We start from the raw sequence: 12,605 nt of genomic DNA, 5'->3' as shown, positions 1-12,605 counted from the left end.
ACAAATTACATAACATTTACACCTTTAGTTGCTTTTGCATATAAACCGCATTCTGGCCGGTGTAACTTGCCAGTGCCTGCAAAGCGGCAGTGTCGGTAAGAGTTAATACTTCAAAGCCCTGCTTTTGCCAGTACGGCACAGAGCCCTGCACAGCAACCAACGCCAGAGTGTTAAAACCCAAATCAGCTGCATACTGCTCGGCATACGCCAACAGCTGCGGTGCCAGGCGCATTCCTCTGGCGTTATGGCTTACCGCCATATCATGCAGGTACAACAGTTCGGCATCAGTGTAGCAGCCAAAGTCACTGCCAAGCGGCGCTACCTGCCTATTACGCGACGGATAGCTGAACAAATACGCCAGCACCTCACGTTTATTATTTTCGGCCAGCCAGCAGCTTTGCGGCTGTGATGCCAAACGCCTACTGATAAGGCCGGCATCTTCAAACAGTTCATCGGCGTAACAGCTATCTTGTATCGCCACTATGGCGCCAAGATCTGCCTCGTTAATCAAACGAATATATATCGACATAACTTCTACTACTTACTTATTAAATTTTACTTAACTGATCGCTGCACCTTACTCATCAGATACAGCTTTAATTACCCGGCACGGGTTACCGCCTGCGACCACCCCTGCAGGCACATCTTTAGTTACCACACTACCGGCGGCCACCACACTGCCCTTACCAATCGTCACGCCGGGCAACAGTATCGCCCCGCCGCCAATCCAGACATCGTCTTCTATTGTTACAGGCAAAGCCCGCTCTATTAATGTGCGCCGTTCTGCTGCATTTAGCGGGTGGTTTACGGTATAAATTTGTACTGCCGGGCCAAAAAATACGTTATTGCCAATATTCACCGGCGCGACATCCAGCACTACGCAGTTAAAATTAAAAAACACCTTAGCACCGGTTTTAATGTTATAGCCGTAATCGCAGTAAAACGGCGGTTCAGCATAAAAATGTTTACCGGTATTGGGCAACCACTGCTTTAACAATTGTTTACGTAATGCTTCATCATCCGGCAAGCTGTGGTTAAACTGATGCTGTAACTTACGTGCAGCCATACGCTCAGCACTAAGTTCTCTATCCAGCGGGTTATACCAGTCTCCCGATAGCATTTTGTGTTTTTCTAATGGCATAAAAAGACCTGATTAAAAGCAAATAAAGCGGCTAAGGGTAACAAAAAGCAAAGCTTGAAACACCGGCAATAACTTTAGAGTACTTTGCCCAGCGAGGCGCCGATAGTAACGCCAAAGCTCATAATAAGCACGGCGGCGACAAAAACGCCTAACACCATCAGGCCTTTTTTCTGGCGTTCCGGCACAGAGCGCCACCAATTTTTCACTTCGTTATTCATGTATCGTCCTTAAAAGTAACTTGTTAAGTTTTTTTATACCAATATTCTGGTGGCTTTGTAAGAATGTCATCTTTTAACAGCTTTTCGTTTAAAGTATCAACCTTGAGATCAACGAATTCCTTAACATGCAAAGCCAAAGCTATAAACTCTAAAGTACTATCAAGATTGTAAGAATCTGGCTGACCAAGTTCTCTTGTTATAAAAGGAACCGCTCCTTTTCGCTTCTTACTGTCAAGGGCCAGAACGACATGAACTTTCTCAACCTGCTTAGCACCGCTGTGTGCTGCAAAGTTGTGTCTCATCTCCATGATAGAGTCGTGGTCCTTTTGAAAGTCGTCAGATAGATTTTTCTTTTCCAGCTTAATTCTTCGTCCTTCACAGCTTGTAAAGCATTTAGCATAAAATGTGAGAGACGCAACAAAAAGACCTTTTATCAAATTGTACCTAGTTCGATCATGTGCCGTTTTCTGCGATCCTTTTTTACCAGCTATAACCTTGTCGTCAGCAAGTAGCCCTCTAATCTCATAAAGCCAAACTAATACGCTTCGGAGATCTTTTTCAATCAAAGTATACGCAGCTAAAGCTTTCGCCTTTGGGGTATCAATTACAACCCTATGGGCTAAGATTCGTTTGTAATAATAGCGGTTGTAGAATGTTTGGGTTTCTGGTTCAAGAACTGTAAATTTTGACCATCCGCCACCTAAGTTATCTGTCTTCATCAGGTTTCTCAAAAATATTTAACACCGCGGTAAGATGCAATTTCAAAGCTGTGCTTTTACCATAAATGAGTGGAGCAGTAGCATAATTCAACTTACAAACCATCAGCTTGATTGTTTTATTATGCGCTTTTTTTTGTAATATGGTCGAATGCCGCGAGCTTAGCCTCTTCAATAGTTTTAAAATATCTACGAGAGTGTTGAACTGCACCGCTGACAAGACCGGCTAAAGTACATGCCCAACCATTGCCTCTAGGATAAACCGTAATTCTGTATCCATCTGCGGTTATGTGTGGATTGCCTTTAGCTGAAATTTTCCATGCTCGCGTAACCCAGCGCTTTCGCTTTGCCGCCCTGCTTTTCATAGATGCTTCGCGAGCCTGTGACGCGGCAAGGTTTCCTTCCATATGCCCTGCACAAACACAACCAACCTGAAGGACCTCAGGATAATTACTATGCTCCATAAAATGTACGAAGCGAATTTCTTGTGATTCACACATACCACAAGTAGTAGAAGGCTCACCGAGATCTTCAATATCGACGCAACGCCAACCTCTATGAGGAACGCCAGATTTAGACCACTTTCCACGTTTACTTTTTACAAACTCAGACTCTTCGATATTGCTCATAAGCTTCCTTCAATCACGTATCAACTAAGAGAGCGGCACTGATAATCGCCATTTACTCAAGCCACTGACTGGATATAGCGGGTTAATCTTAAGTGCCTTTAATTGCCTCCAACTCCTTTTTCTCATGTTAGGCCGTTTCTGACTCATCAATAATTTCAAAATCTGCTCCCAGTTGTTCACGAAGACTAGCCAGAAATCGCTGCGCAGCAAGATTGAAGTTAGTGCGCTCTCGCACGTCCCATGGCGAAGGGTTTGGTGGATAGCTCCAATCAATGCTCGTGTCGTACCAAGCGCAAAGGTGGAACGAAAACCGCCATGTGTTTTCAGGCAACGGCAGACGCTGCGCATCTATTGGATAGTCCCACTTCTGGCGCGCAGCTTCATTCTCAGCCCAAAGACAAACGTTGCTCCCCGCAGAAAAGAAATACCTGAGTCTATACAGATGCATTACAGAGCAGCCTCACGCATCGCTAATGGGTTGCCACAACTCAGCGTAAACAAACCCGTGGAGGCCAATTTGTTTTGTAATCGGAGCGAAAGTAAGCAAGCTGTTATAGCCTTTTACTATAAACATGCCATTGCTCAAAGTAAGCTCTGCTTTTTTTGCCCATGAACCCCTTTGCATACTCACCTGCATTTGTTTGAGAAATATTTTCGAGAAAACATGTGCATATAGCATTTGATAGCGAGCCTTCCGGCGTTTTCAACGATTCTTTTGTCTCGATATTTTCTATATTCGATTCAAACAAACTGAACAAATAAATTAGCTTAGAATCTGCAATCGTGGGATTCCACATGACGTCATTTCTTGAGGCATATTTGTGCTTTTCCTGAGTAATAAAATAGTGAGAAAACTTACTGCAAACAGAATGAAAGTTATAACTACCATCGTCTCGTACAAATAAATTATCTTCACTCTCCCATTCGGCTCTGAAAGCCGGGGCTATTTCGAATATGAGCTCTAAAAAATCACCAGGACTCAATTAACAACTCCATAGCTATAACAGTTTAATCGTTTGGAACTCACACGCTTTCACACTGTATAAATTCATTTCTATCTTTCGTTGATGAAAACAAGCTATCGAACAAGGTTCAGTAAATCAACAGGTTTTTAAGAGCGAGGAAGGGTTGGGCTGTAGGCGGTATGGTAAAACCACGGGCATTAAAAAAGGCGCCTGAGCGCCTTCTTTTTCATTTAACCTGCCAGTATTACTTGGCGCGGCTGCGGTACTCGTCGGTACGGGTATCGATTTCGATTTTGTCGCCTTCTTCCACGAACGCCGGTACCATTAGCTCAAAACCAGTTTCAATTTTAGCTGGTTTTAATACTTTACCTGAAGTATCACCACGGGCTGCTGGTTCAGTGTAAGTGACAGTGCGTACTACAACCGTTGGCAGGTCAACAGAAATTGGCCGCTCGTTATAGAACACCACTGAGCACTCCATACCATCTACCAGGTACTTCAGTGCTTCGGTCATGTTTTCTGCTTCAACTTCGAACTGGTTGTATTCCTGATCCATAAAGACATACATAGGATCAGAGAAGTAAGAATAAGTTACTTCTTTAGTTTCCAGCAGAACCTGTTCAAATTTGTCATCAGCACGGTATACCGTTTCCATGCCCTGCGCATTCAGCAGGTTTTTCATTTTCATTTTAACCACGGCAGAGTTACGGCCGGATTTGTTAAACTCGGCTTTTAAAATTACCATTGGTTCTGTGCCAACCATAATCACCTGGCCAGCACGCAGTTCTTGAGCTGTCTTCATCATGACTGAAATATCTTCTCGTTAGGAAAAATTGCGTCGCATTATAAATTTTTTTTCAACAAAGTGCACGAGGTTGCTGGCAAGATCTCCGTTTGCCGTTAACGCTGTGCGCCAATACCGGTTATATTCGGCGATTTGCGCCAGCTTTGCACTACATTTTTGCCAGCGCTCGCCAAGCGCACTGTCGGTATTCCAGGCCAGCCAGAATTCTTGCAAGTTATCAGCAACATCTTCAGGCATTTGCTCACAGTAACGCTGCATAAAAGCCTGCAGCTTATCCAGATGGGCCTGCTCTGCCTGGCGATAAATTTGCCAGATAAAAGGCTTAGCTGCCCAGTGCGCGCGGATAACCGAATCTTCACCGCGAACAAAGTTAATATCACAGGCAAAGAGCAGCTTGTCGTAATCGTCTTGTGGCATAAAAGGCAATACCTTTAATGTCAGCGTATTTATTACCAGCTCGCCGTGCTGTTTTAGCTGCGGGTAAAACTGCATTAACTGGTTGGCTAGCGCGCCTTCAGGCACCAGACACAAAGTGTTGATATCCGGTTGTTGCCAGCAGGCCAGTAAACTTTCAATTTTCGGATGATCATAAGCAAACAGCGAAATTTTTTGCTGGTAATACCCGTGGTTATCAACCCCTAACTGCTGCCAGAACTGTTGCTGCGCTGAGGCATCAGCCAGAAACTGCGCGCCAAGCTGTTGCACATTCGCCTCTTGCAGCAAACCACCAGTGCCAGCAGTAAAACCGGGGAAAAAGAAATATTTATCCAGTGCTAAATGTGGCTGCGGCGACGGCAGCGCATGGCAGCCCTCTACCCAGGCTTCTGCCGATAAGTATTCCAGATTCAGCCATAACGGCTTTACATCTTGCTGTGCCATTAATTGCTGATAAGGCATTGGCACATTACACGCCAACGCCTCCACCACTACGCTGGCGATACCATTTGCCTGCCAGTCGGTATTGTCAGACCACAGCGTAATAGTAACACCGGCAATATTCTGCTGTGTCTGGTTAATATCCACCTGTGGGCAAATTTTGTTAAAGCTGGCTAAATCATCCACCCACAACCGCACTGCAATACCCTGTTCGGCAGCCAGTTGCCGGCTTAGCCGCCAGCAAATACCGATATCACCAAAGTTATCTATAACAGCGCAGAAAATATCCCAGCGGCGGGCAGTTGCAGGCATCAAATATATCGTCAGCTAAAAAACAGGGTGGCTATTATACCTTTAAGTACACGCAGGCCAAGGTATGTTGTCGCCAGCAGTAACACTGTTACCAGCATAGCCAACAGGTAATAACATAGCCGTTGCAGGCGTATTTTAATTTTATGTAGCGTGGCAGCGTTGTGATCTGCCGTTGGTAATTCAGGATAAAACACTACTGCCCACAGCCAGAGCAGTAAACTGCTGACACCGCATAATACCGCAGTAAGCTGCCAGCGCTGAGCAAACTCCGGTGTTGCGCTAAACAGCAGCCAGCCAAAGGCGCTAACTGCCAGTAAAAACAGTACAACAAACAAGGCCCTCGCCGGATACATGCGCCGCGCCCAGCGTTGATAAAATGCCAGCATCAGCCAAGCTCCAGTGCGGTCAGACTTGCAGGGTACAGTGCCATTATGCCGCTTTGCCCCTGCATATCACCAATTAACCAGATTTGTTCAAACGGATGCCGTTTTGGCATATGCAGTTGTTTGTAATACTGCAAAATATCGCGCCGGGTCCATAACGGGTTGGCATTACGGATCACCAGCCAGACCCGTTCAGTATGGTAGTTTTTTTCGGCTTTATTGCTGATCAGGCGATTAAGTGCGGTTAGCAACCGATGCTGCGCCGGTGTGCGCAGCAGCGCCATTAGCTCTTTGTGGGTATTAGTGCCCAGCTCGCGCCCCAGAATATGCATGGCTTCTGCTTCGCTACCATAAAGATGAGCAATTTCTAAATCCAGCTTTTGCGCATCGTAATAACAGGATACATCCGGCCGGGCCGGCTCGTTATGCCAGATATGGCGCATAGCAATACCAAAGCGCTGCTCGTACAGGCGCATAAACAGCCTTGCCGCTTCATGCTCCAGCTTTATTTTTTCCTCACTGCCATTCATCTGTGCAAAACCCAAACTATCAAACCACAATTATGTTGCTGGCATAAAATAATAATGCCAGATTTCGATCACCACCGGCACTACTGATAACAGCAAAATAATGGCCATGCAAATATTAAATATACGCTGAAACAAAGGTTTAGTTAGCACCGCTCTGAGGGCTGCACCAAATACCAGCCAGGCCCCCACACAAGGAAAAGCGACCAATAAAAAAGCGGCGGTAATTACGCTCACTTCCAGCCAATACACGCCCCCTACCGTAGTAAAGGCGGCGACAGCACCACTGGCCATCACCCACGCCTTGCCATTAACCCATTGAAATAATGCAGCCTGTATAAAGCTGAATGGCTTACTTTTGCCTTTTTCTATTGCTTTTGGTTCAGCGCTGGCAATGTGCCAGGCCAGCCAGATAAGATAAACCACCCCAACCACTTTAATCAGTTGATGCAGATGCGGATAACGCTCAAACACAGCACCAAACCCCAGCCCCACCAGCAGTACCATTAGCGGGAAACCCAAACATATTCCCAACCAGTGTGGCACGCTGGCCTTGACACCATAATTAACGCCGGATGACATAATCATTACGTTGTTAGGGCCAGGTGTGATAGTGGTAGAAAAGGCAAAAAACAGCACCGCTAAGAATAGGTCCATCATACATCCAGAGGTTGGGTAAAAATACGATACTTACTGCGGATAATACCAGAGTCGGCCGTCTTTAATAGGCGTTTGTGCAGGTAAAAGCGGATTATCCAGCTTTATTATTTGCCGCTTATCCAGTTTTAGCTCTGCCAGATGATTGGCGAAAAACTGATAAAAAAGCTGATCAAAAGTGCCATCGGCAACCATTTTGTGCAGCCCGTTTTCAATATCCTTTGCCAGTTGCTCGTTAGCATAATTAACAAAAAAATAGCTGGCGGTAGGATAATAAAGCACCCAGTTTTGCTCTGTCACTATATTACGCTCTGTAAGCAGTGCGGCTTCATCAGCAATTTCCAGCGCGTTGCGTGGCACCGCATCCACCCGGCCTTTTTCCAGCATGGAGAATAAATTGTCATAGCCGGCAGCGCCAATTACCGAAAAGCCGTTAAGCTGCAGTACTTTGGCATCTACCCAGTCATGGCCCTGCGCATACACCAGACGGCGGATTTGCGCAGGTTTAGCGCTGGCTGAAAATTTAGCCTGCTGGTCGTTGCGGATCAACATAATACGATAACCGCTAAGGCCTTTAAAAATGGGAATGCGAATAGGCCGTAAATCCAGCTCGCGCTCAACAGACGTCATCGTCCACAGTACATCCAGCTCGGCCTGCTCTTTTAAAAAAACTATACTGCGTGATTTAGACATCCGCTCAGACGAGCTTTGCAGCTGATACTGCCGCTCCGATTGTGCCAATGCCAGTTCCAGCAAGGCTAATGGATAAACAGACCGTGGATCTTCAACGTGCGCAATCGCAGGATAGCGCACCAATTCCGCAGCACCGCTAGCCGTAAACAGGCAAAAATAAAGTAAAATTATACGTATCACTATTTTTCACCGAATAACTGTGCCATGTTATCAATGAAGTATTATCTAATTTGCTGAAAATAGTCAGCCTAAACCTGATATTTACTTTATAAAAATACAGAACAACAGCCTGATTAAGAGAGAAGACAGGAGATAAACATGAATAAAATTCTGGGTTTGGCAATTTTGGTCGCCGGTGTCATTTTATTATACTTTGGTTACACCGAATACAATTCAGCCGCGTCTCAGGTAACTGAGGTAGTAACAGGCAATCCAACAGACAACTCTATTTGGTTTCTGGTGGGTGGTGCCATAGCTGCGATTGTAGGTCTGGGTGTTTTGCTGAAGAAATAAACTGCTTAACATGCATAAAGGCCGCAATGCGGCCTTTATTTATCTGGTTACAGAGGATTATTATTCCTCTTCTTTACCCCAGCTGTCCCGCAGCCCTACTGTACGGTTAAATACCAGTTTGTTGGCACTACTGTCTTTATTATCTGCGCAGTAATAACCTTCACGTTCAAACTGATAAGCCTGTTCAGCTTTAGCTGTTTGTAATGACGGCTCAACCAAACCTTGTTTAATCACTAACGACTGCGCATTAATCACCTGCAGGAAGTCTTCCTCTGCTGCAGGGTTAGCCACGCTGAATAAACGATCATAAACGCGGAACTCGGCTGGCACTGCGTGTTTGGCTTCAACCCAATGAATTACGCCACGCACTTTACGGCCATCTGCCGGGTTTTCACCCAGTGTTTCTGGTAAATAGCTGCATTTTAATTCAACAATATTACCTTCGCTGTCTTTTACCACTTCATCTGCATGGATAACATAAGCATTGCGTAAACGCACATCACCATTAAGCACTAAACGCTTATACTTTTTGTTAGCCTCTTCGCGAAAATCGGCGCGGTCGATATACACCACAGGCCCGAACGGCAGTTTGCGGCTGCCCATGCTGTCATCTTTCGGATGATTTGGCGCCTCAACCCACTGCACGCCATCGGCCGGGTAGTTAGTAATAGTTACTTTAAGCGGGTCAAGCACCGCCATAGCACGTGGTGCAGCTGCATCTAAATCTTCGCGGATACAGGCTTCCAGTGCGCTCATTTCAATGACATTGTCTTGCTTGGTCACACCAATGCGTTTAGCAAACTCTCGAATAGCTGATGCCGTATAACCACGACGGCGTAAACCGGCAATGGTTGGCATACGCGGGTCGTCCCAACCGGATACAACCTGTTTTTCTACCAGCGTTTGCAGTTTACGCTTGCTCATTACCGCATATTCAAGATTTAAGCGTGAGAACTCAATCTGCTGTGGGTGGCAGGCAATAGTAATGTTATCCAAAATCCAGTCATATAAACGGCGGTTATCCTGAAATTCCAGTGTACACAGCGAGTGCGTAACACCTTCCAGTGCATCAGAAATACAGTGGGTAAAGTCGTACATCGGGTAGATGCACCACTTGTCACCGGTTTGATGGTGATGGGCAAACTTAACACGGTAAATAACCGGGTCGCGCATAACCATAAAGCTGGATGTCATATCAATTTTGGCGCGCAGCGAACACTCGCCTTCTTTAAAACCACCGGCACGCATTTTTTCAAACAACGCCAGGTTTTCTGCCGGGCTGGTATCGCGCGTCGGGCTGGGTTTACCCGGTTGGGTTAAATTGCCACGGTACTCGCGCATTTGCTCGCCATTTAAAAAGCAAACATAAGCTAGGCCTTTATTAATTAATTCAACCGCATAACCATACAGGGCATCAAAGTAATCTGAAGAGTAACGTACCTCGCCATCCCACTGAAAGCCGAGCCAGTTCACGTCTTGTGAAATAGAATTTACAAACTCGACGTTTTCTTTTTCCGGGTTAGTATCATCAAACCGCAGGTTACATTTACCCTGGTAATCCTGGGCAATACCAAAGTTCAGGCAGATAGATTTAGCATGACCAATGTGTAAGTAACCATTAGGCTCAGGCGGAAAACGGGTTTGCACAGCACTGTGTTTACCTGAGGCTAAATCAGTATCAATGATCTGACGAATAAAATTAGTTGGGCGATGTTCAACGTCCGCCATAGAATTCAAATCCCTATCTGAAAAACCAGTGCGGCTGCACTGGCTAAAATTACTGAAATATGGCGGCATTATAACAGCAGAAATGCTTCTGACTACCGCCTGGCGGGGCTAATTATTCTGGCTGAATAAAAATACCGGCGGGTATGGTCTAAGAGCATAAAAATCCCACCACAGATTAGTTTGCTGGCAATTTCTCTGGGCATAGTGCCGTGCTGACATTTTTTTGCTCGCGATATAAATAGGATGGTAATTGCACCAGCGCCAACGCTTCATCTTTATCTGCCTGCGGCACAGCATGTCTGCTTAAACTAAGTTTTTGCTGTCCTGGCTGATACCTTGCTTCGACACTGTTTCCATCAGGCTTGAGGATCACCAGTTTGTCGCTCTGCATCAGAGCAAAGTAATCCTCAAACTGCAATAAAGCCCGGCCGGGGCTGGTGTTATCCAGAGTAAAGTCCCGTCCTGTCATGGTATGGCAACTGGATATACCCATCATAGATAATAAGGTGGGTGCTAAATCAATCTGACTGGCAAGGGTTTTTAGCAGTTCTGGCTTTGTATCCGCACCTAAAATCAGCCCTGGAATATGGAACTTTTCGACCGGGATCAGGTTGTCGCCGTACACTCTGTTATCATGATCGGCCACTATTAAAAACAAGGTATCTTGCCAATAGTCGCTTTGTTTTGCCTTTTGGAAAAACTGCCCCATGGCCCAGTCGGCATATTTCACCGCGTTATTGGCGGTATCTTTGGGCTCTTCATATAACTCAATACGGCCATCAGGAAACTCAAAAGGCTCATGATTGCTGGAGGTGAAAATCAGGCTAAAAAATGGCTTATCCTGCTGATGCAAAGCCGTTAATTGTTGGTGCGCAGCAGTAAACACATCCTCATCACTGGCGCCCCAACTGCCGGTAAACAAAGGGTTTTGCATCTGGCTTTGATCGACAATCTGATCCACACCATTGCCGGTAAAAAAACTGCGCATATTGTCAAAATGTGCTTCACCACCATAGATAAACTGGGTTTGGTAGCCTTGATTTTTAAGGATTGATGCAAGGGTAGTGAAATGCTGCTGGCTATTGGATAACTTCACTGTGCTTTGTGCTGGTGTCGGCGGAAAACCAGCCACGACCGCTTCAATACCACGTACAGAGCGGGTGCCTGTGGCATACAAATTTTCAAACCAGATGCCCTGTTGTTTTAACTTTTCAAGCTCCGGCGTGACAGCCAAACCACCTAAAGATTGCACAAAAGTAGCACCCAGGCTTTCCTGCAACACTATCACCAAATTCAGTGGCCGCGCGCGCTTGATCGCCTGTTGCCAATGTGCTGTTGGGTACTCTTGATTAGTAAAGCTGTAGGACTGTAGCCAGGGCCAGTCCAGGCTTAACTTCAGCATCTGCTCTGTAGGCAAGCGGCCATAGATTTCGCTCGAGTGAGCTTCATGCTTTAAATTATAAATGGCATAAAGTACTGAATAAGCAGAATTTAAAACCAACGAGTTGACCATGGCATCGGCAGTAATTGCAAACATTGCCGGATTAGCAGGCCGATGAGCTGTGGTAGAACGGATACCGGCAAAAAGCAGCAGCAACGCCAGAGTCCATATACCAATAGTTTTAACAGCCGACCACTGCTTTACACTGCATTGCCCCAGCCGAAAAACATGCCGCATCAACCAGGCAAGAGCTACTGTAGCAACAATACCCAGAACTAAAGGCAAACGAAAACCAAACCATAAAGTCGACAACACTTCTTTGGGGTACTTCAGGTACTCGACAAAAAGCCGGTTTGGCCGCACATCATATTGCAAAATAAAAGCAGGTGACGCCAGTTCCATAAACACTAGCAGCACCAAAGCAGACAGACACCATAAATAACTAAACTGAAACCAGTACTTAGCCAGGCTGCGTACCGATGCCAGTGGAATAAGCAGCACAGGCACCAGCAGTAGCAATCCCACTAAAATAATGTCGGCTCTAATACCTTGCAGTAATACTTGCCACAGCATATCAGTTTGATCCACTCTGTCGTATTGCCACAACACTAACGCCCACCGGCTCAGACTAAGCAAGACTAAACCAAGTACCGCCGTACGGATTAAATAACGGTAAGGGCCAAGGCAAAATAAAGAGGAAAAAACAGTTACTTTTATCGTTTTTATTGCAGACATGAGCTGGCCTCAGTAACTAAACAAAAGCCAGCATAGGGATGAAAACTTAAGAAAAACTTAAATGGGACAGAGCGCCCTGCCCTTGTGAGCGCAAGCCACCCGATATTGAGCTGCTCTTACCTCCCTTAAGTCTGCCTTAAGCTTCGTCACTCAATCTGACGATATCACAGTTTCAGTCACGACAACTTATTCCATAGCCTTTTGGGTTTGTTCCGGATCAAAACCACGGTGTATCAGTCTGGCAAGGATATATTTCACCCTTGTTG

16 protein-coding genes are annotated in these 12,605 nt (G+C 45.7%); 1 reads left to right on the top strand and 15 read right to left on the bottom strand.

Features of this window, described 5'->3' with window-relative positions:
- Nucleotides 1–16: 16 nt before the first annotated feature.
- The 13 genes from AR688_RS07580 to AR688_RS07525 form a co-directional block, all read right to left on the bottom strand.
- Complete coding sequence (locus AR688_RS07580) at nt 17–529, bottom strand: GNAT family N-acetyltransferase (RefSeq protein WP_068231538.1); 513 nt, start codon at nt 527–529, stop codon at nt 17–19.
- A 48-nt stretch (nt 530–577) separates the two neighbouring features.
- Entirely contained in the window at nt 578–1,141 is a 564-nt protein-coding gene (locus tag AR688_RS07575) for a sugar O-acetyltransferase (RefSeq protein WP_068231531.1), read from the bottom strand.
- Nucleotides 1,142–1,215: 74 nt separating this feature from the next.
- The gene (locus AR688_RS20160) at nt 1,216–1,359 is read right to left on the bottom strand and encodes a hypothetical protein (RefSeq protein ID WP_156420248.1); all 144 of its coding nucleotides are present in this window, start codon (nt 1,357–1,359) and stop codon (nt 1,216–1,218) included.
- Between the two features lie 23 nt (nt 1,360–1,382).
- A complete protein-coding gene (locus AR688_RS07570; RefSeq protein ID WP_068231529.1) occupies nt 1,383–2,078 on the bottom strand; it encodes a hypothetical protein in 696 nt (231 codons plus the stop codon).
- A gap of 119 nt (nt 2,079–2,197) precedes the next feature.
- Entirely contained in the window at nt 2,198–2,704 is a 507-nt protein-coding gene (locus tag AR688_RS07565) for a hypothetical protein (protein WP_068231527.1), read from the bottom strand.
- Between the two features lie 127 nt (nt 2,705–2,831).
- A complete protein-coding gene (locus AR688_RS07560; RefSeq protein ID WP_068231524.1) occupies nt 2,832–3,152 on the bottom strand; it encodes a hypothetical protein in 321 nt (106 codons plus the stop codon).
- A 103-nt stretch (nt 3,153–3,255) separates the two neighbouring features.
- Nucleotides 3,256–3,687, bottom strand: coding sequence for a hypothetical protein (locus AR688_RS07555; RefSeq protein WP_068231521.1), 432 nt, complete (start codon nt 3,685–3,687; stop codon nt 3,256–3,258).
- Between the two features lie 226 nt (nt 3,688–3,913).
- The gene (gene efp, locus AR688_RS07550; RefSeq protein ID WP_218141359.1) at nt 3,914–4,474 is read right to left on the bottom strand and encodes an elongation factor P; all 561 of its coding nucleotides are present in this window, start codon (nt 4,472–4,474) and stop codon (nt 3,914–3,916) included.
- Nucleotides 4,475–4,492: 18 nt separating this feature from the next.
- Complete coding sequence (gene earP, locus AR688_RS07545; RefSeq protein ID WP_068231515.1) at nt 4,493–5,662, bottom strand: elongation factor P maturation arginine rhamnosyltransferase EarP; 1,170 nt, start codon at nt 5,660–5,662, stop codon at nt 4,493–4,495.
- An 11-nt stretch (nt 5,663–5,673) separates the two neighbouring features.
- The gene (locus AR688_RS07540) at nt 5,674–6,048 is read right to left on the bottom strand and encodes a hypothetical protein (protein ID WP_068231512.1); all 375 of its coding nucleotides are present in this window, start codon (nt 6,046–6,048) and stop codon (nt 5,674–5,676) included.
- Entirely contained in the window at nt 6,048–6,605 is a 558-nt protein-coding gene (locus tag AR688_RS07535; protein ID WP_231732017.1) for a hypothetical protein, read from the bottom strand. Before AR688_RS07535 ends, AR688_RS07540 begins: the two co-directional genes overlap by 1 nt.
- Entirely contained in the window at nt 6,606–7,232 is a 627-nt protein-coding gene (locus AR688_RS07530; RefSeq protein ID WP_231732016.1) for a LysE family translocator, read from the bottom strand.
- 30 nt (nt 7,233–7,262) lie between these two features.
- Nucleotides 7,263–8,102 carry a transporter substrate-binding domain-containing protein gene (locus AR688_RS07525; protein ID WP_068231506.1) on the bottom strand — a complete coding sequence of 280 codons (840 nt, stop codon included), beginning with the start codon at nt 8,100–8,102 and terminating at the stop codon, nt 7,263–7,265.
- Between the two features lie 138 nt (nt 8,103–8,240).
- On the opposite strand from AR688_RS07525, the gene AR688_RS07520 reads away from it, so the two are divergent.
- A complete protein-coding gene (locus tag AR688_RS07520) occupies nt 8,241–8,435 on the top strand; it encodes a DUF3185 family protein (RefSeq protein WP_068231502.1) in 195 nt (64 codons plus the stop codon).
- A 60-nt stretch (nt 8,436–8,495) separates the two neighbouring features.
- Here the strand turns inward: AR688_RS07520 and glnS are convergent, their stop codons facing one another.
- Both glnS and AR688_RS07510 read right to left on the bottom strand, forming a co-directional pair.
- Complete coding sequence (gene glnS / locus AR688_RS07515; protein ID WP_068232077.1) at nt 8,496–10,163, bottom strand: glutamine--tRNA ligase; 1,668 nt, start codon at nt 10,161–10,163, stop codon at nt 8,496–8,498.
- 175 nt (nt 10,164–10,338) lie between these two features.
- Complete coding sequence (locus AR688_RS07510; protein WP_068231499.1) at nt 10,339–12,339, bottom strand: LTA synthase family protein; 2,001 nt, start codon at nt 12,337–12,339, stop codon at nt 10,339–10,341.
- Nucleotides 12,340–12,605: the final 266 nt, after the last annotated feature.

The organism is Rheinheimera sp. EpRS3 (assembly GCF_001513785.1).
GTDB lineage: Bacteria > Pseudomonadota > Gammaproteobacteria > Enterobacterales > Alteromonadaceae > Alishewanella.
The sequence above is the reverse complement of the archived record's forward strand: the minus strand, read 5'-3'. Positions and strand labels throughout refer to the sequence as shown.